Source organism: Streptomyces sp. NPDC005774, assembly GCF_042871645.1.
Taxonomy (GTDB): Bacteria; Actinomycetota; Actinomycetes; order Streptomycetales; family Streptomycetaceae; genus Streptomyces; species Streptomyces pratens.
This window is the reverse complement of sequence record NZ_JBIAIV010000001.1, coordinates 316,518-336,043: the sequence shown is the minus strand read 5'-3', so window position 1 is coordinate 336,043 and position 19,526 is coordinate 316,518. Positions and strand designations below refer to the sequence as shown.

The following is a 19,526-nucleotide window of genomic DNA, read 5'->3' as shown; positions in this document are numbered from 1 at the left end:
CGTCCCCTCGAGGGGACGGGCCCATCCGTGTTCTGCGACTGATCAGCCCGCGAGGATCTCGCGCGCCAGCTTGGCCGTCTCGGTCGGCGTCTTGCCGACCTTGACGCCCGCGGCCTCGAGGGCCTCCTGCTTCGCCTGGGCGGTACCGGACGAACCGGAGACGATGGCGCCGGCGTGGCCCATGGTCTTGCCCTCGGGCGCGGTGAAGCCCGCGACATAGCCGACGACCGGCTTCTTCACGTTCTCCTTGATGTACGCCGCGGCCCGCTCCTCCGCGTCGCCACCGATCTCGCCGATCATCACGATCAGGTCGGTGTCGGGGTCGGCCTCGAACGCGGCCAGCGCGTCGATGTGGGTCGTGCCGATGACCGGGTCGCCACCGATGCCGACGGCCGAGGAGAAGCCGATGTCCCGCAGCTCGTACATCATCTGGTACGTCAGCGTGCCGGACTTCGAGACCAGGCCGATGCGGCCCGGCTTGGTGATGTCGCCCGGGATGATGCCGGCGTTCGACTGGCCCGGGGTGATCAGACCGGGGCAGTTCGGGCCGATGATCCGGGTCTTGTTGCCCTGCGACACAGCGTACGCGTAGAACGCCGCCGAGTCGTGGACCGCGATGCCCTCGGTGATGACGACCGCGAGCGGGATCTCGGCGTCGATGGCCTCGACCACGGCGGCCTTCGCGAACGCCGGCGGTACGAAGAGGACGGATACGTTCGCACCGGTCTTCTCGATCGCCTCGGCGACCGTACCGAAGACCGGGATCTCGTTGCCGTCGATGTCGACGGAGGTGCCCGCCTTGCGCGGGTTCACACCGCCGACGATGTTCGTGCCGTCGGCCAGCATGAGCTTGGTGTGCTTCATGCCGGTGGCGCCGGTCATGCCCTGGACAATGACCTTGGAGTCCTTGTTGAGGAAAATAGCCATGGCTGTTTAGTCCCTCGTCCCTTACTTCGCAGCCGCGAGCTCGGCGGCCTTGTCGGCCGCGCCGTCCATGGTGTCCACGCGCTGTACGAGCGGGTGGTTGGCGTCGGAGAGGATCCTGCGACCCAGTTCGGCGTTGTTGCCGTCCAGACGCACGACCAGCGGCTTGGTGACTTCCTCACCCTTGTCCGCGAGCAGCTGCAGCGCCTGCACGATGCCGTTGGCGACCTCGTCGCAGGCGGTGATGCCACCGAAGACGTTGACGAACACGGACTTGACGTCCGGGTCGCCGAGGATGATCTCCAGGCCGTTCGCCATGACGGCGGCGGAGGCGCCACCGCCGATGTCGAGGAAGTTGGCGGGCTTGACGCCGCCGTGTGCCTCACCGGCGTAGGCGACGACGTCCAGGGTGCTCATCACGAGCCCCGCGCCGTTGCCGATGATGCCGACCTCGCCGTCGAGCTTGACGTAGTTGAGGTTCTTCTCCTTGGCGGCGGCCTCGAGCGGGTTGGCCGCGGCCTTGTCGTGGAGGGCCTCGTGCTCCGGCTGACGGAACTCGGCGTTCTCGTCGAGGGAGACCTTGCCGTCGAGGGCGAGGACGTCGCCGGAGGCGACCTTGGCCAGCGGGTTGACCTCGACGAGGAGCGCGTCCTCGGCGATGAAGGTCTTCCACAGCGTGACGAGGACGTCGGCGACCTTGCCAGCCACCTCGGCCGGGAACTTCGCGGCCTCGACGATCTCGCGCGCCTTCTCGGGGGTCACACCCTCGTTGGCGTCGATCGGCGTCTTGGCGACGGCCTCCGGACGGGTGGCCGCCACCTCCTCGATGTCCATGCCGCCCTCAACGGACGCAATGGAGAGGAAGGTGCGGTTGGCCCGGTCGAGGAGGAAGGAGACGTAGTACTCCTCGACAATTTCCGGAGCGGTCTCGGCGATCATCACGTTGTGGACCGTGTGGCCCTTGATGTCCATGCCGAGAATGTCCGTCGCGCGGGCGACGGCCTCGTCCGGGGTCGCTGCCAGCTTCACTCCACCGGCCTTGCCGCGGCCACCGACCTTCACCTGCGCCTTGACGACGGACTTGCCGCCGAGACGCTCGGTGATCTCGCGCGCCGCCTCAGGCGTGTCGATGACTTCACCGGCCAGCACCGGTACATCGTGCTTGGCGAAGAGGTCCCTCGCCTGGTACTCGAACAGGTCCACGCGCTTCCGTCCCTATCAGTGATCTCGCGGTCGTTGATGCGTGGGCGTGCCGCGAAGGGCAACGTGACGACGTCCGCTGTGTCACAAGGGAAGCGCACACGGTGACCGAGCGCGCGGCATGTCCACCTCGCAGGCTATCGCCGGTTGTGAGGCCTCTCGAAACCGCGGGGTCACACCTGAGCGGTGATACCTGTCACATGATGCCTGAATTGGTGACACAGAGTGCCATCGATGGGTGGCCTCACCGGGCTGGGGTCGACCCGGTGAGGCCCGCCGCGCACTCGGAGGGGCAGGGTCGTTCCCGCCCCTCCGGGTACGGGATGACCGACCCCCACCCCATTGGAGGCAGGGGCGAGCAGGAGGCAGAGACGGGCGGGAGGCAGGGGCGGTGACTCACGGTGGCGGCTTGGGCGTCCCCGTGACGTGGGGTGCCATGGCCGGCGGCCGGGCGGTGACCCGTCGTGCCGTCCGGGCTCCCGCCAGGGCCGCGGGGAGCGAGGCGCGGGCCGGTGTGCGGCGCGGGTGCGCCGTGCCGCCTCTCCTCCTCCCCCTCCCCCTCACTCCTCGTGCGTCCTCACACGGGGTCCGGTACCGGCAGCGGCCTTTTCTCGATCGCCGCGGCCATCACCTCCGGGAACAGGTCGGGCGTACAGGCGAACGCCGGCGCGCCCAGTGCGGCAAGGGCGGCCGCGTGCTCCCGGTCGTAGGCGGGTGCCCCCTCGTCGGACAGTGCCAGCAACGTCACGAACTGCACCCCGGACGCCTTCATCGCCGCGACCCGCTTGAGCATCTCGTCACGGATGCCCCCTTCGTAGAGGTCGCTGATGAGGACGACCACCGTCTCCGCCGGCCGGATGATCTGCGACTGGCAGTACGCCAGCGCCCGGTTGATGTCCGTACCGCCGCCGAGCCGGGTCCCGAAGATCACGTCGACGGGGTCGTCGAGCTGGTCCGTGAGGTCGACGACCGCCGTGTCGAACACGACGAGCCGCGTGTCGATCGACCGCATGGACGCGAGGACCGCCCCGAACACCGACGCGTACACGACGGAGGCCGCCATCGACCCGGACTGGTCGACGCAGAGGACGACCTCCTTCTTCACCGACCGCGCGGCACGCCCGTAACCGATGAGCCGCGCGGGCACGACCGTCCGGTACTCGGGGAGGTAATGCTTCAGGTTGGCCGCGATGGTGCGGTTCCAGTCGATGTCGCGGTGGCGGGGCCGGTCGACGCGGGCGCTCCGGTCGAGGGCACCGGTGAGAGTGGCCCGGGTCCGGGTGGCGAGCCGCTTCTCCAGTTCGCCGACGACCTTGCGGACGACGGCCCGTGCGGTCTCCTTCGTCGTCTCCGGCATCGCCTTGTTGAGCGACATCAGGGTGCCCACGAGGTGGACGTCGGCCTCGACCGCCTCCAGCATCTCCGGTTCCAGGAGGAGGGTGGCGAGCCCCAGCCGGTCGATGGCGTCGCGCTGCATGATCTGGACGACGGAGGACGGGAAATAGGTCCGGATGTCCCCGAGCCAGCGCGCCACCGACGGCGCGGACGCCCCCAGCCCCGCCGAACGCTCCTGCCCTGCCCGCGGCCTGCTTCCCTTCCCCGGCCCGTCCTCCCTGCCGTAGAGCGCGGTGAGGGCTCCGTCCATGGCGGTGTCCTGTCCGGACAGACGGCATCCGGTGCCGTCCGCCTCGCCCCCGCCCAGCACCAGCCGCCACCGCCGCAGCCGCTCCTGTTCCACGTCCGTCACCGCAGCCGACATGGATCCCCCTTCGTGCCGTGCTCCTTCGTGCCGACGCCTTCGTCCTTGGCTCGTGCGTCCTTGGCTCGTGCGTCCTGGGCGCGCGGGCTCTGCGGCGGTGCGCCTTGCTGCCGTACGTCGGTCATCGCGCCACCTCGACCAGGCCGGCGCGCGCGTCCCCGCCGCCGCCTTCACCACCCCGGGTGTCCTCGTCCAGGCCGAGCAGCAGCCGTACCACGGGCAGGACCGCGTCCGCGCGACCGGAGTCGAGGCCGGACGCGAACCCGGGTGCCCCGAAACCGGTGGCCGCCGAGCCGCTCGGCGCCCCCGGTCCGCGCCGGACCAGCTCGCCCAGCGTGCGCCGAGCCCCGGACTCGTACACCGAGAACGTCCGCCGCAGCAGCGGCAGTACGTCCGTGAACGCCTCCGCCGGTACACCTGCCAGCCACGCGTCGACCAGTCCGAGGAGCCGCTCGTCGTGGACAAGGAGCAGGCCGCCGCCCGAGCCGCCGACGAAGCCCTCGATCCACGTCGCCGCGTCCGCCGGTGCCGTGCCCGGTGACGACAGCACCAGCCCCATCTGCCGGGCCGCCTCGTTCTGCCCCAGCTCCCCGTCGTCCAGCAGCAGGCGAACGGACCGCCCTCGTATCACCCCGGGCACGGTGTCCCGCGTCGCCAGCGTGCGCAGCACCGACGCCCAGCGGACACGCAGGTTCCCGTGGCCCGGCGCGGGCGCGTCACCGAGGAGGCCGACCGCCCCGTGCACCGCGTCGAGGTGACGCCGCATCTCCTCGGCCGCGTCCGCGTCCAGGCCGGCACACGCCGGTGGCAGACCGACCAGGATCCGCTCCGCCAACCCGGCGGCGACCTCCGCGAGCGCCGCGGTGCCGGTGCCGCGCACATCGCCGTAGCGCAGCGAGCGGACCAGGGCCGGCAGTGCCTGGGCAAGATGGCCGACGTCCGAGTCGAGGGCCGCGCGGTCGGCGAGTATCCGCATCACCGTCGGCAGAGCGTCGGGCAGTGCGGCCAGGAGGCAGCGCTCGGCGAGCCCGGTGACGTCGGCCAGGCCCCGCGCGGCGACGGCGTCCGCCTCGGCCTTGGCGGTCGCGGCGGCGCGTACGGTCGTCCCCCATATCCCGGCCTCGGCCACCCGCACGGACAGTTCCGGTTCCCAGTGCAGTCGCCAGGTCTCCCGGAAGGTGCCCGTGCTCCCGTACGAGGCCGTCGGCTCCCCCCAGTTCACGGCGAGCAGCCGCAGCCGGTGCAGCAGTCTGCTGCGCTCCCCGTCGGTCTCCTTGCGCAGGTCGAGTTCCAGCTCGCGCTCCGCGGCCTCGGGTTTCATCCGCAGTCTGCGCCGGGTCCTCGTGAGGTCCCGCTGGAGGGGTACCGCGGGCGTCGCCGCCGGCACCTCCCCGAGCACGTCACCGACGATCAGCCGGTCGTGCACCAGCGCCAGCGGCACGTCGGAGCCCTCGCACATCACCGCCCGTATCGCGTCGGTCGTCTCGCCCAGTCCGGGCAGGGGCCGGCCGCGCATCGCGGCGAGCGTGTCCGCCAGCCGTACCGCCTCGATGACATGGGCGGAGGACACGATCCGGTCCTCGGCCCGTAGCAGCCCCGCCACCTTGGTCATCCACCGTTCGACGGGCCGGTCCACCGAGCCGAACAGATGCCCGTACCAGCCGGGCGAGTCGATGCCCGCGCCGTATCCGCTGAAGCGGGACAGCCTACGGTTCGTCCACGGCACCCAGGTCATGTCCGCCTTGACCTTCGGCAGCCCCTTCAGCAGTGCCCGGTCGGCGGTGACGGTGGCCCTCCGCCGCAACGCGGGCACGTGCCAGGCACCGCAGACGACGGCCACGCCGCCCCTGAACTCACGCTGCGCCTCCCGGATCCGGAGCCGCATGTACGCCTCGCGCACAAGGTCCCGGCCCGGCACCACAGGAGAACCCGGGGCAGGACCGGGACCCGGGCCCCGCCCTCCTCTCCCGTGATCCTCCCGCAGCGCCGTCATGGCCTCCTCCAGGGCGGTGAACGGTGCGAGCGCGTCGCCCCTCTCGCCCACGCCCCGGTGCTCGACGGCGTCCTCCCACCACCGCTCGGCGTCGTCGTACCCGGCGGCCTCGGCCAGCGCCCCGAGCGGATCGAGCCGCACCTCGCCGCCCGCCGCTGCACCGGCCGCCCGCTCCCCGTCGTCTCCCCCGACCGCCGTTCCTTCCTCGACCGCCTCGACCGCCTCGTCCACCTCGTCCACCTCGTCCGCCTCCTCGTCCCTGCCCCAGGCCAGGCTGTGGGTGGCCGGCAGGTCGATGAAGCGGGCCGGGACGCCGTGCTCGAGCGCCCAGCGGATCGCGACCCACTCGGGAGAGAACTCGGCGAGCGGCCAGAACGCCGAGCGACCGGGCTCGTCCACGGCATGGGCAAGCAGGGCGACCGGCGGACGCATGTCGCCGTCCGCGGCAAGCGGAATCAGATCGTTCGCCTCGGGTGGACCCTCGATCAGGACGACCTCCGGCCTGGTCTCCTCCAGTGCGGCCCGCACCGCCCGCGCCGACCCCGGCCCGTGGTGGCGCACCCCGAGCAGCAGCGGCTCCGCTCCCCGGCCGCCGCCGGGCCGGTCCGGTCCGGTCATGCCGCCCATGCCGTCCCCGTCCCCCTCGAAGCCTCGCCGGGAGGGCAGGCCGGCTTCCGACATGCCCTCCTCCCGGTCCCCCCGGCTCTCCCCGCCCTTCATGCGCCGGCCTCCCGGCAGGCCCGGTAGAAGTCCGTCCAGCCGTCGCGCTCGCGGACGACGGTCTCCAGGTACTCCTGCCAGATGACACGGTCCGCCGCCTGGTCGCGGACGACCGCGCCGTGAATGCCTGCCACGACATCCCCGGCCCGCAGCACGCCGTCGCCGAAGTGGGCTGCCAGCGCCAGCCCGTTGGTGACGACGGAGATCGCCTCGGCCGTCGACAGGGTGCCGCTGGGCGACTTCAGCTTCGTCCGGCCGTCGGTGGTGACCCCGTCACGCAGCTCACGGAAGACGGTGACGACCCGGCGGATCTCGTCGATACCGTCGGGCGCGGGCGGCAGGTCGAGGGAGCGGCCGATCTGCTCCACTCGGCGCGAGACGATGTCGACCTCCGCCTCGGGGGTCTCCGGCAGCGGCAGCACAACGGTGTTGAAACGGCGGCGCAGGGCACTGGACAGGTCGTTGATCCCGCGGTCGCGGTCGTTGGCGGTGGCGATCAGGTTGAAGCCGCGGACCGCCTGCACCTCCTGGCCCAGTTCGGGAATCGGCAGTGTCTTCTCCGACAGGATCGTGATGAGCGTGTCCTGGACATCGGCCGGGATACGGGTCAGTTCCTCGACGCGGACCGTCGCCCCGTCCGCCATCGCGCGCATGACGGGGCTGGGCACGAGGGCCTCGCGGCTGGGCCCGTGGGCGAGCAGCCGGGCGTAGTTCCAGCCGTAGCGGATGGCCTCCTCCGGGGTGCCGGCGGTGCCCTGGACCAGCAGGGTGGAGTCGCCGCTGACCGCGGCGGCGAGGTGCTCGGACACCCAGGTCTTCGCGGTGCCGGGCACTCCGAGCAGGAGCAGCGCGCGATCGGTGGCCAGGGTGGTGACGGCGACCTCGACGATGCGGCGCGGGCCCACGTACTTGGGTGTGATCACGGTGCCGTCCGCCAGCGTGCCGCCGAGCAGGTAGGTCGCGACGGCCCACGGGGACAGCTTCCACCGGGCGGGCCGCGGACGGTCGTCCTGCGCGGCCAGTGCGGCGAGTTCGGCGGCGAAGGCGTCCTCGGCATGCGCTCGCAGGACCTCGGCCGGGGCCGCGGACACGGAGCCGTTTTGACGCGGGTCGACGGATGTCGGTTCGACGGAGACAGTCATGGCGGAGTTCCCCCTCCGGCTCAACCGGTTCGGATCTGGTGACCACCCTGCACCACTCCACTGACAATCACTGTGACCTGGGAAAACGCAATCGCTGAGGCGATTGTCAGTGGGGGGATCTACCTTCGATGACATGACTTTGCAGGGGGTGCGCTGGACCGCGGACCAGGTGCTGGCCTTGGCGCCCGACACCGCGTCGCGCAAGGCGGGAGGCAGGCTCGGCGTGGCCGGTCCGTGGTCCGGGGCCGGCCGTTCGGGCGAGGGTGCGATATGGGGGCTGTGCGAGGGCAGCGGCAGCAAGCCGTACCGGACGGTGGTCGACCTCGCGGGCGTCTCCGGGCCCGCGTACCGGTGCAGCTGCCCGAGTCGTAAGTTCCCGTGCAAGCACGCGCTCGGTCTGCTGCTGCTCTGGGCGGACGGCGAAGGGGCGGTGCCGCGGGCGGAGGTGCCGGAGTGGGCCGGCCGGTGGATCGAGGGCCGACGCGGGCGCGCGGAGCAGGAGAAGGCCGCGGCCTCCCCATCGGGTTCCTCGTCCGGGCTCGCCGACCCGGAGGCGGCCCGGCGCAGGGCGGAGCGGCGCGCCGAGCGGGTCACGGCGGGTGCGTCGGAGCTGGAGCATCGGCTGGCCGACCTGCTCCGCGGCGGGCTGGCCACGGCGGAGCAGTCCGGGTACGGCCTGTGGGAGGAGACGGCGGCCCGGATGGTCGACGCTCAGGCACAGGGACTGGCCGCCAGGGTGCGTGAGCTGGGGGCGGTCCCGGGCACGGGTCCGGAATGGCCGTCCAGGCTGCTGGAGGAGTGCGCGCTGCTCCACCTCCTCGATCAGGGCTGGCTGCGCCGCGAGCGGCTGCCGGAGGGCCTGGCCGCGACGGTCCGTTCCCGCATCGGACTGCCGGCCTCGGCGGACGGTCCGCCGGTGCGCGACCGCTGGCTGGTCCTCGCCCAGTACGACACGGCGGACGCACGTCTGACGACCCGCCGGATCTGGCTGTACGGCACACAGTCGCGGCGCACCTCGCTGCTCCTCTCCTACGGCGCCGCGGGGCGTGCCCCCGAACCGGCGCTGCCGGTGGGGCTGGCCCTGGACGCGGAGCTGTCCGCCTATCCGGGCGCGGGGCAGGCGCGAGCGGCGCTGGGCGAGCAGTTCGCACCGCCCTCCCCCACAGCCGAGCGGCCGCCCGGGACGACGACGGCCCTGGCCGTCGCCCGGTACGGCGACGCGCTGCGCGACGACCCCTGGCTGGATTCGGTGCCGGTGACCCTGGACCGGGTGACACCGGTCCCGGACGGCGACTCCTGGCAGCTCGCGGACGCGGACGAGGACGCGGCCCTGCCGCTCACCCCGGCCGCGCGTTCCCGTCCCGGCCTGTGGCGTCTCGTCGCTCTCTCGGGCGGCGCGCCGGTCAAGGTCTTCGGCGAATGCGGCCACCGGGGATTCACCCCGCTGTCGGCCTGGCCGGAGGGGCCCGGTGAGGTGGTGCCACTGTGCTGAGCCGCAGCTCCGGGCCCCTCCCCGGCCGCCCCTCGGGCATCGCCGCACACCCGGTGCGCGAGACCCCTCGGCCGCTCGCGGACACCCACCGGAAAGGAATCCGTTGAACAGGACCGTCACCGCCGCGGCATCGTCCGGCCCGCACGCCACCACTCCCTCCGGCCCCGCCTCGCACACCGCGGGATCGGCGAACACCCCGGACCTGTCGGGCCCGGCGACCTCGTCGGGCTCGGTGACCTCGTCGGGCTCGGTGACCTCGTCGGGCTCGTCCCTCCCGCACGTCTGGGAGGACCTCGTGACCACCGCCCTGCTGGGGACGGACCGCCGCACTCCGGCGGGCTCCGCACCCGGTGCGAACGCCCCGGCGGTCCTGCTGGACGCAGCGGCCGTGGCGACCCTACGGCGCCGGGCCGGGCTGCGCCCTGCCAGGGCGGCCGAGCGTCCGCGGCCGGCGCCCGAGGACCCGCGCCCCGAGCTGCCGCCGGCCGCCGCCCGCCGGCTGACGATGTTGCTCACCGACCGTTCCGGCGCCTCCGGCGGTGGCCGCCGGGGTGCGGCACCGGATCTGCTGGAGCTGCTGCCCCAGTGGCTCGCGGCAGCGAACGCCCACGGTTTCACGGCGCCCCCGCCGGCGCTGCCCGCCCTGCTCGACGCCGCGCGGGGGCGTACGGATCTACGGCCGGCGGCCCTGCGGTTCGCGGGACCGCGAGGCCTGTGGCTGGCCCGTCTCAACCCGGACTGGCGGTTCGCCCTGCGCTCGGCGCCGGGCGGGGGCACGTCGCTGCCGGGGCCCGGGGACACGGAGAGAGTCCTGCGGCTCTGGCAGGAGGGTCTCTTCGCGGAGCGGGTCGCCCTGCTCTCCTCACTGCGCTCCCGCGAGCCCGCCGCCGCACGCGAACTGCTCGCGACGACCTGGGCGACGGAGCGGGCCGAGGACCGGCTGATGTTTCTCGACTCGCTCCGCACCCGCCTCGGCCCGGACGACGAGCCGTTCCTGGAGCAGTCGCTCGCCGACCGCAGCCGCAACGTACGGGCGACGGCCGCCGAGTTGCTGTCGGCGCTGCCCGGCTCGGCCCTCGCGCGACGCATGGCGGTCCGGGCCGGGGCATGCGTGGCCGTGGACCACATGCGGGACGCGCCCATGCTCACGGTCGAGGCACCGCACGAGTGCGACGCGGGCATGGAGCGGGACGGTGTGGTGGCCAAGGCTCCCGCGGGCCGGGGTGAACGGTCTTGGTGGCTCGGGCAGTTGGTGGAGGCGGCACCTCTGAGCACGTGGTCGCGCCGACTCGGCGGGCGTACGCCGCAGCAGATCGTGGCCCTGCCGGTCGGGGACGAGTGGCGGAGCGAGCTGCATGCGGCCTGGTGCCGCGCGGCGGTGCGTCAGCGGGACGCCGGGTGGGCACAGGCGTTGCTCGGCGAGCCCTCCGCTGCGGAGGCGGGCGGCCCGGGGGCGGTGTCCCTGGCCGAACGCGCCAAGCTGCTCGGCACTCTGGCTGCCGCCGAACGGGCGGAGTGGGTGGCCGGGTTCATCGGGACACACGGACTGCCGGACGCGTTCCAACTGCTCGGCGTGTGTGCGGTGCCGTGGGCCCCGACCCTCGGGCGGGCTGTGGTGGACGCGCTCAACATCGCACGGGACGCCGGGAATTACCCCTGGAGTTTCAGCGGTGTCATGGGCCTGGCCGAGCGCTGCCTCGAGCCCTTGGATGCGAGCCACCTGGATGCGCTCCTGGCCGTACCCGACGAGGCGGAGGACGCCTCACCGGGTGCCGGTGGCTACTGGTCGGAGGCGTTCCAGCGGCTGGTCACCACCCTGCGCCTACGCGCCGCGATGCTGGCGGAACTGAGCCCGGCCGCCCAGCCCTGACACGCTTCCCCCGGCACGGCCCGCCGAACCCCGAAGCGGAACCCGGACCCGGACCGCGCGCCCACCACAGGGTGGAGCCTCGGGGGGCCGACAGCGACGCGCCGAGGCGTCGTGCCGGGCCCCGCGAACCCGGCCTGTCCGGACGACGGGCCCTACGCCTCCGCGGGATGCCGTACGGTCTCGCGGACCCAGTTCACGATCGACGCGGTCGTCGCTCCCGGAGTGAAGATCGCCGCGACACCCTTCTCCTTCAACGGTGCGATGTCCGCCTCGGGGATGATCCCGCCGCCGAAGACCACGATGTCCGCCGCGTCCCGCTCCTTGAGCAGGTCGATCACCGCCGCGAAGAGCGTGTTGTGCGCACCGGAGAGGATGGACAGACCGATCGCGTCGGCGTCCTCCTGGATCGCGGTGTCGACAACCTGCTCGGGGGTCTGGTGAAGCCCGGTATAGATGACCTCCATACCGGCGTCGCGCAGGGCGCGCGCGATCACCTTGGCCCCGCGATCGTGGCCGTCGAGCCCCGGCTTGGCCACCACCACGCGAATCGGACCGGCTGCCACACCCATCACTGCCTCCATGAAGCGACTCCATCCACCCGTACCGACACATAGCGCGTACATCAGTCGTCCGGTACCCCTCACGAGTACCGCACACTCCGCCGCCCACCGCACCGACGGCGCCACCGCGGTACGGGCGCCCAGGCCGAACCGGCCGGGGAAGTGAACGAACGTTATCGCCAGCATCCCGCAACCGGCGGTTTCACGGTGCGGAGCGAGGGGGAAATCACACGGAGGGACACGTTCACCGCGCACCGTTGCGGGGCCTCGGCAGCCGAACCCCGCGCCCATGCGTCACACGGGCATCAGTGGGAACATGCGCATAAGGGATTTCGCGACGAGGCCGCCGTACACCGCGGCCGCACCGAGCGCCTGCCGCGCGCGGCGTCGACCGCTTTCGTCGCGACGCCCCATGAGGGCACACGGGGGACAGAGCTGTCCCTCCGTATGCCGACAGGAGGTCGGCCATGAAGGTCACCGAGGCAGCACTTCCCTTTCTGCCGCTCTGCCGGCGCCTGGCGCCGAACCGGCCGGCGGTTCTCTCCACCGCCCTGCTGAAAGCCACCGCCCTGGAACTCGCGATCCTCGCGGGCCACGCCCTCCTCTATCCCGTCGGCATGGTGCAGGAGCGGCGGGACACGATCCCCGAGCCTCCCGCACCGGACGGCACCGCGAAGCTGCCGGCGAAGGCCCGGCCCCCGGTCATCCTGCTGCACGGATTCATCGACAACCGCTCGGTGTTCGTGCTGCTGCGCCGCAGCCTCGCCCAGCACGGCAGGCAGCGGGTCGAGTCGCTCAACTACTCTCCGCTGACGTGCGACATCCGCGTCGCGGCCGAACTGCTGGGCCGGCACATCGAAGAAGTGTGCGAGCGCACCGGCAGCAGCCGCGTCGACGTCGTCGGGCACAGCCTCGGAGGACTGATCGGGCGGTACTACGTGCAGCGCCTGGGCGGTGACAGCCGTGTACGGACCCTGGTCACGCTGGGTACCCCGCATTCCGGCACCCGCGTCGCGCCGCTGGCCAACGCGCACCCGATCGTGCGCCAGATGCGCCCCGGTTCACCGGTGATCGAGGAGCTCACCCGCCCCGCACCCGGCTGCCGCACGCACTTCGTCGCCTTCTGGAGCGATCTGGACCACATCATGGACCCGCTGGAAGCGGCTCGCATCGAGCACCAGGACCTCATCACGCAGAACGTGCGGGTGAGCGGCGTCGGTCACCTCGCCCTGCCCGTGCACCCCGCTGTGGCCTCGGGTATACGACAGGCACTGGACACGGCGCATCCCGGGGAACCGGTCGCCGGTCGCGCGCGGACGGCCTGACGGGGGCCCGGCCCCCACGCCTCGCCCCGTCCGACACGCCCGAATCATCCAGCCTTGGCAACCATCGCGACATCACGAGCCCACCCGAACAACGACAGCCCCACCCGGCCGACTTGAGGACGTGAACCCCAACAAATCTCGAACAGGTTTCGAACACAAAGCCAAGACCGCGCCTAAGCGCCACCAAAACGCAACCGAATGCCCGTTTCCTGCGCGCGTGAAACCTGCAGAAGATTGTCGCGCCCGCATACCGCCGGGTACAGTCGCCGCACTGCTCTGGCAGCCCCTGTTGTCGAGGCGAAAGAGAAGTTGGTGAACGACCGTCACCCGTCGGGGACCATGGCCCCGGCCCCGGCTTCCGACACCTCGTCGGCGCATTACGCGTCGTACGGCACCCCGGAAGCCCAGTACGGCGACTTCACCATGTACGGCGGCTACGACGCCAACGGTTTTGCCCCCATGGGTCCGGAAACCGGCGGCCACCCCACTGCGACCTTCTCCGCGGACCCCCTCTTCGCCGACCTCCCCGGCCACGACCAGGGGCCGTACGCCACTGGAAATGCCACCGGAACGTGGTCCACCGCGGGCCACGACACCGCGCACTACGACGCGTACGCGACTCAGCAGCAGGTCGGCTACGACACCGGCGGCTACGACGCGACCGCCTGGACCACCGGGCAGTTGCAGGCACCGGAGGTGCCACAGCAGGCCACGGCGCCCGATGCGAGCGGCCAGTGGGACTCCGGCGCGTGGCTCCGGCCCGACCAGGCCCAGAGCGCCGCCGATCCGACCCAGCAGTGGTACTGGGACACCCAGACCTTCGACACCGGCGCCCATGACGCCGCTCGGTGGAACTCCGACGGCAGCGCGGTCGCACCGGCCCCGGACTCCTACGCGGACCCCTACGAACACCAGTCCGTGCCCTTCGACCAGCAGGCCACGGCCACGTTCGAACAGCATCCCGCTCCGCAGGCGTCCGCCGCCTCCACCGCCCCGGACCTCGATCCGCAGGCTTCTGATTCCTCCACCTTCGATTCCCAGGCTCCCGCGCGGGAATCCGATGATTCCGGCCGTGACTCCTACGAGAACATCCACGACGACCCGTACAGGCCTCATCAGGACGCCTCGGGCGACACCGGCGAACCGCCCGCCATGGCCCCTCTGCTCGACGAGCAGGAGGAGTCGATCCCCGTCCCCTCGCCGCGCGCGGCCTCGCGGGGCGGCTCCCGTTCCCGCCGCCGTACGCCCGCCAAGCGCTCCGCGCTGCTGACGGTGGCCGTGCCCTCGGCGTGCGTCATGGGGGTCGCCGGTATCGCGGCGGCCTCGGTCGGCGATCTCGCGGAAGAAAGCGGTGGCCAGGAGACCACGAAGGCCGCCGCGGACACGCAGCCGGTGCAGCCCGCCGTGGCCAACAATCAGCTCGACACCCAGCTCGAGAGCCTTTCCGCCGGGGCGGGCGACTTCGCCGACCGGGCCAGCCGCACCCAGGAACGCATCGACCTGAAGGCACAGCAGGTGGCCGACCACAAGGCGGCGGTCGAGGAGGCGGCCCGCCAGGAGCGGCTGCGTCCGAAGTTCGCGCTCCCCGTCGCGCAGCACGGGCTCAGCGCCTACTACGGCCAGTCCGGCATCAACTGGATGTCCGTGCACAGTGGTATCGACTTCCCCGTCTCGTACGGCGCGACGGTGATGGCCGCGACCGACGGCACGGTCCGCACCCAGTACAACAGCGCTTACGGCAACATGATGATCGTGACGGCGATGGACGGCACGGAGACCTGGTACTGCCACCTCTCCAGCTACCAGGTCCCCTCCGGCACGACGGTGAAGGCCGGCCAGCCGATCGCATTCTCGGGCAACTCGGGCAACTCGACCGGTCCGCATCTCCACTTCGAGGTCCGCCCGGCCGGCGGATCGGCGATCGATCCCCTGGCGTGGTTCCGCAGCCACGGCCTCGAGCCGTCGTAGAACCGTCGGCCGTCGTAGAACCGTCGCCGTCGCAGAACCGTCCGGCCGTCGCAGAACCGGCCGTGGCCGGCTGGCGGCCCGTCCCGGAAGCAGAACCGGCCGAGCGTCGTGGACCGGCCGTCGGTCCGATCCCGGGCGGACGACCGTCCCCCGCCCGGCCTCGCCCCGCCTCAGCCTGCGCGCCGCCCGCGAGCCCTCACCGCTCAGCGGCCGCGAAGGCTCCGGGTGTGCCGGATTCCCGGTGACGACTTCTCGGCCTACAGCTTCTCGACCGGCGCGTACCGCAGCAACAACCGCTTCGGCTTGGTGTCCCCGAAGTCGACCGTCGCCTCGGCGTTGCCGCCCGTGCCCTTCACCCCGACGACGGTGCCGAGCCCGAACTGATCGTGCGTGACCCGGTCCCCGACCGTCAGCGACACCACCGGCTTCTCGGCGGTCCGGCGCGTGGCGAAGCCGGAGGCGCCCGACGCCGACGAACGGGACCGGGACGACAGCGAGGCCGCCACCCCGGACACCGGTCCGGAGGACATGGGCGCCGTCGCGCCCGTCCGCTTCCACTCCAGATGGGTGGCCGGGATCTCCTCCAGGAAACGCGAGGGCGGGTTGTACGACGGCTGTCCCCAGGCGCTGCGCAGCGTGGACCGGGTGAGATACAGACGCTCACGCGCGCGCGTGATGCCGACGTACGCCAGGCGCCGCTCCTCCTCCAGTTCCTTGGTCTCCCCCAGGGCGCGCATGTGCGGGAAGACGCCGTCCTCCATGCCGGTCAGGAAGACGACCGGGAACTCCAGGCCCTTGGCGGTGTGCAGGGTCATCAGGGTGATGACGCCGGAACCGTCCTCGTCCTCGTCGGGGATCTGGTCGGAGTCGGCGACCAGGGCGACCCGCTCCAGGAAGTCGGCCGGCGTGCTCCCCGGGGCGGCAGTCCCCGGTGTCGCCGGTGTCACCGCGCCCTCGCCACGCTCCTGCTCGAACTCCAGGGCGACGGCGGCGAGTTCCTGAAGGTTCTCGATCCGGGTCTCGTCCTGCGGGTCGGTGGAGGCCTGCAACTCGGCGAGGTAACCGGTGCGTTCGAGGATCGCCTCCAGGACGGTCGCCGGGCCCGCGCCGGACTCGACAATCGTACGGAGGTCCTCCATCAGCGTGTTGAACCGCTTGACCGCGTTCGTGGAGCGTGCGGCCATGCCGTACGCCTCGTCGACGCGCTTCAGCGCCTGGGGGAAACTGATCTTCTCCCGCTGGGAGAGGGCGTCGATCATGGCCTCCGCGCGGTCGCCGATGCCCCGTTTGGGGACGTTGAGGATGCGGCGCAGCGGCACCGAGTCCTCGGGGTTGGCGAGCACCCGCAGGTAGGCCAGGACGTCCCGGACCTCCTTGCGCTCGTAGAAGCGGACGCCGCCGACGACCTTGTAGGGCAGGCCGACCCGGATGAAGACCTCTTCGAAGACACGGGACTGTGCGTTGGTGCGGTAGAAGACGGCGACGTCGCCGGCCTTGGCCTTGCCCGCGTCCGTGAGCCGGTCTATCTCGTCGGAGACGAACTGGGCCTCGTCGTGCTCGGTGTCGGCGACGTATCCGGTGATCTGCGCGCCGGTGCCCGCGTTGGTCCACAGGTTCTTGGGGCGGCGGGACTCGTTGCGCTCGATGACGGCGTTGGCGGCGCTCAGGATCGTCTGCGTGGAGCGGTAGTTCTGTTCCAGCAGGATCGTCGTCGCGTTGGGGTAGTTCTCCTCGAACTGGAGGATGTTGCGGATGGTCGCGCCGCGGAAGGCGTAGATCGACTGGTCGGCGTCGCCCACCACGCACAGTTCGGCGGGCGGCAGGTGGTCCGCGACCGGCGGTACGTCGCCGGGGTGCTCGGCGGGGTGTTCTCCGGGGCGCTCTCCGGGACCGACGAGTTCGCGCACGAGGGCGTACTGGGCGTGGTTGGTGTCCTGGTACTCGTCCACGAGGACGTGCCGGAAACGGCGGCGGTAGTGCTCGGCGACGTCCGGGAAGGCCCGGAGCAGGTTGACCGTGGTCATGATCAGGTCGTCGAAGTCGAGCGCGTTGGCCTCGCGCAGCCGCGACTGGTAGAGCGCGTAGGCCTGGGCGAGGGTCTTCTCGAAGCCGTCGCCCGCCTGTGCGGCGAAGTCCTCCTCGTCGATCAGCTCGTTCTTGAGATTGCTGATCTTGGCACTGAAGGACTTGGGCGGGTAGCGCTTCGGGTCGAGGTCCAGGTCGCGGCAGACCAGGGCCATCAGCCGCTTGGAGTCGGCGGCGTCGTAGATGGAGAACGACGACGTGAAGCCGAGCTTCTTGCTCTCGCGGCGCAGGATGCGCACACAGGCACTGTGGAACGTCATCACCCACATCGCGCCCGCGCGCGGGCCGACGAGCTGCTCGACCCGCTCCCTCATCTCACCGGCGGCCTTGTTGGTGAAGGTGATCGCCAGGATCTGGCCCGGGTGGACACTCCGCGCGGCGAGCAGGTAGGCGATGCGGTGCGTGAGCACACGGGTCTTTCCGGAGCCGGCGCCGGCCACGATGAGCAGCGGGGAGCCGGAGTGCGCGACGGCGGCGCGCTGGTTGTCGTTCAGCCCTTCCAGGAGGGCCGCGGGGTCCAGCACCGGGCGCGGGGCGCCGTCGCGGTAGTGGGTGTCCCGGTCCGGTGGCACGTCGAACCTCCCGCCGAACAGATCGTCCGGAACCTGCTCCGGTACATGATCGTCCTCGGGTGGCGGCGGGGGTTCGTCCGCAGGGCCGCGCCGGGCCTGGAGGTCCGCCAGGAAACTGTCGTCAAAGAGGCTGCTCATCGCCCTCCGAGTCTAGGGCGCCCCACTGACAACCTGCGGCCACCCCGGGAACATCCCCGTATTCCGGCGATCGCCGCCGCCCCGCGTCCGGTGACCGGACATGCATCCACCCTCGAGGACCACACGCTCACTCTGGGTGACGTGACGAAGAAGGTCACGAAAACGTATCGGGCATATCACCCATCAACCTTCACATGAGGCACATGAGTTGGCTACGGTTCGGGCGGGCCGTGCGATCCCCACCGGCGAACCCCGCCGGGCGAGCGGCCTCCGCCGAGTCCGTCACTGCCGCCGCGGCAGCCGGAGCCGGGAACCCACCGGGAACCCGGGGTGAATCGGCCCGCTCCCTCCCGGAGCAGCCGTAGGGCGGCCCTTGCGGCCTACCCGCCCGCACCCCTCCCGAATCCCCTGGGGCCAGGACGGCCGGGGAGCCCCTGCCGCTCCCCCGCGGCGGAACGTTGGAAGGAGTCGCCTCCCTTGGCGTCGCACCGCAAGTCGCGCACCCCGGGTACGCGCGTGACCGGCATACGGACCCCCGCTCTCGCCACGGCGGCCCTCACCTCCGTGGCCCTCCTCTCCCAGACGGCCGACGCCGCGCCCTCGGACGACGACCGGCCGAGCCTGGAGGAGGTGGAGAAGAAGGTCGACGACCTGTACCGCCAGGCGGAGTCGGCGACCGAGAAGTACAACGCGGTCAAGGAGAAGAGCGCGAAGCAGCGCAAGCGCGTCGACACCCTTCTCGACGACGTGGCCAAGCGCACCCAGACGCTCAACGAGGCGCGGGAGGAACTGGGTTCCTTCGCCGCCGCCCAGTACCGGACCGGTGCCGGCGTCCCCGACACGGCGACCTTCCTGCTCGCGGACTCCCCGCAGGACTTCTTCGACCGGAACCAGCTGATGGACCGGATGACCGGCCACCAGAAGGCAGCGGTCGACGACTACGTCACCCAGCAGTCCGAGACGATGGAGAAGCGCAAGGAGGCCACCGAGAGCCTCGCGACGCTCACCGAGTCGCAGGACGACCTGAAGACCGCCAAGGCCACGGTCCAGAAGAAACTCGGCACCGCGCGTGAGCTGATGTCGAAGCTGACCTCCGAGGAGAAGGCGCGGCTCGCGGCGGCCGAGAAGAAGAAGCAGGAAGAAGCCGCCCGCAAGGCTGCCGAGCTCGCCCAGCAGCAGGCGGAGCGGCGGGAGGCCGAGGAGGAGGCGCGGCAACAGCAGCAGGCGGAGAGCGGCTCCTCCGGCACTTCCGAGTCCTCCGGCGCTTCCGGCTCCTCGTCCCCGGGTTCCACGTCGACCACGCCGTCGACCTCGACGGACTCCTCGTACGCGGCCAAGGCCGAGAAGGCCCTCGCCTTCGCCCGCGCGCAGATCGGCAAGCCCTACGTCTGGGGCGCCACCGGTCCCGGCTCCTACGACTGCTCGGGCCTGACCCAGGCCGCGTGGAAGGCCGCCGGTGTCTCCCTCCCCCGCACCACCTACGACCAGGTCGAGGCCGGCACCACGGTTGCGGTGTCCCAGGCCCAGCCCGGTGACCTCGTCTTCTTCTACGACGACCTCACTCATGTGGGCATCTACATCGGCAACGGCATGATGATCCACGCGCCGAAGCCCGGCACCTACGTCCGCGAGGAGTCGATCTTCTACGACGGCGAGTCGTCGATCCACAGCGTGGTCCGCCCGGCCTGACGGACACCAGGCGCGGCCGGGATGCGGTCTGGTGCGATGCGATGTGATGCGGCCCCGGTGTGGTGCCGTAGTCCATGTGCTGACGCCAC

The 19,526-nt window shown here is 71.7% G+C and carries 13 protein-coding genes; 5 read left to right on the top strand and 8 right to left on the bottom strand.

All coding sequences use genetic code 11. From position 1 onward, the window contains the following. Window positions 1-42 precede the first annotated feature (42 nt). The 6 genes from sucD to ACFYQA_RS01530 all read right to left on the bottom strand — a co-directional run bounded on the left by sucD (window position 43) and on the right by ACFYQA_RS01530 (window position 7,738). On the bottom strand, window positions 43-927 hold the full coding sequence (gene sucD, locus ACFYQA_RS01555) for a succinate--CoA ligase subunit alpha (RefSeq protein ID WP_332430180.1): 885 nt from the start codon (window positions 925-927) through the stop codon (window positions 43-45). 21 nt (window positions 928-948) lie between these two features. Further along, entirely contained in the window at window positions 949-2,127 is a 1,179-nt protein-coding gene (gene sucC / locus ACFYQA_RS01550) for an ADP-forming succinate--CoA ligase subunit beta (protein WP_332430179.1), read from the bottom strand. 574 nt (window positions 2,128-2,701) lie between these two features. Beyond that, on the bottom strand, window positions 2,702-3,883 hold the full coding sequence (locus tag ACFYQA_RS01545) for a VWA domain-containing protein (protein WP_388909955.1): 1,182 nt from the start codon (window positions 3,881-3,883) through the stop codon (window positions 2,702-2,704). Continuing rightward, window positions 3,868-4,008, bottom strand: a complete 141-nt coding sequence (locus tag ACFYQA_RS01540) for a hypothetical protein (protein WP_388909953.1) — start codon at window positions 4,006-4,008, stop codon at window positions 3,868-3,870. Before ACFYQA_RS01540 ends, ACFYQA_RS01545 begins: the two co-directional genes overlap by 16 nt. Beyond that, window positions 4,005-6,494, bottom strand: coding sequence for a DUF5682 family protein (locus tag ACFYQA_RS01535; RefSeq protein WP_388910287.1), 2,490 nt, complete (start codon window positions 6,492-6,494; stop codon window positions 4,005-4,007). Before ACFYQA_RS01535 ends, ACFYQA_RS01540 begins: the two co-directional genes overlap by 4 nt. Before the next feature lie 98 nt (window positions 6,495-6,592). Beyond that, window positions 6,593-7,738: an AAA family ATPase gene (locus ACFYQA_RS01530; RefSeq protein ID WP_388909950.1), complete on the bottom strand. Its 1,146-nt coding sequence runs from the start codon at window positions 7,736-7,738 to the stop codon at window positions 6,593-6,595. Between the two features lie 133 nt (window positions 7,739-7,871). On the opposite strand from ACFYQA_RS01530, the gene ACFYQA_RS01525 reads away from it, so the two are divergent. Together ACFYQA_RS01525 and ACFYQA_RS01520 are read left to right on the top strand one after the other, a co-directional pair. Continuing rightward, window positions 7,872-9,230 (top strand): SWIM zinc finger family protein, encoded by a 1,359-nt coding sequence (locus tag ACFYQA_RS01525; RefSeq protein ID WP_388909947.1) that lies wholly within the window; start codon window positions 7,872-7,874, stop codon window positions 9,228-9,230. A gap of 250 nt (window positions 9,231-9,480) precedes the next feature. Beyond that, window positions 9,481-11,100: a DUF5691 domain-containing protein gene (locus ACFYQA_RS01520; RefSeq protein WP_388910284.1), complete on the top strand. Its 1,620-nt coding sequence runs from the start codon at window positions 9,481-9,483 to the stop codon at window positions 11,098-11,100. 152 nt (window positions 11,101-11,252) lie between these two features. On the opposite strand, the gene ACFYQA_RS01515 is transcribed toward ACFYQA_RS01520, so the two are convergent. Continuing rightward, window positions 11,253-11,669: a cobalamin B12-binding domain-containing protein gene (locus ACFYQA_RS01515; RefSeq protein WP_386398211.1), complete on the bottom strand. Its 417-nt coding sequence runs from the start codon at window positions 11,667-11,669 to the stop codon at window positions 11,253-11,255. A 458-nt stretch (window positions 11,670-12,127) separates the two neighbouring features. Here ACFYQA_RS01515 and ACFYQA_RS01510 point away from each other — a divergent pair, with 458 nt between their 5' ends. Both ACFYQA_RS01510 and ACFYQA_RS01505 read left to right on the top strand, forming a co-directional pair. After that, window positions 12,128-12,985, top strand: a complete 858-nt coding sequence (locus ACFYQA_RS01510) for an esterase/lipase family protein (RefSeq protein WP_388909945.1) — start codon at window positions 12,128-12,130, stop codon at window positions 12,983-12,985. Window positions 12,986-13,183: 198 nt separating this feature from the next. Then, entirely contained in the window at window positions 13,184-14,953 is a 1,770-nt protein-coding gene (locus ACFYQA_RS01505; RefSeq protein WP_388909942.1) for a peptidoglycan DD-metalloendopeptidase family protein, read from the top strand. 257 nt (window positions 14,954-15,210) lie between these two features. Here the strand turns inward: ACFYQA_RS01505 and pcrA are convergent, their stop codons facing one another. Continuing rightward, entirely contained in the window at window positions 15,211-17,748 is a 2,538-nt protein-coding gene (pcrA, locus tag ACFYQA_RS01500; RefSeq protein ID WP_388909939.1) for a DNA helicase PcrA, read from the bottom strand. 477 nt (window positions 17,749-18,225) lie between these two features. Here pcrA and ACFYQA_RS01495 point away from each other — a divergent pair, with 477 nt between their 5' ends. After that, window positions 18,226-19,437 (top strand): NlpC/P60 family protein, encoded by a 1,212-nt coding sequence (locus ACFYQA_RS01495; protein ID WP_388909936.1) that lies wholly within the window; start codon window positions 18,226-18,228, stop codon window positions 19,435-19,437. Window positions 19,438-19,526 lie beyond the last annotated feature (89 nt).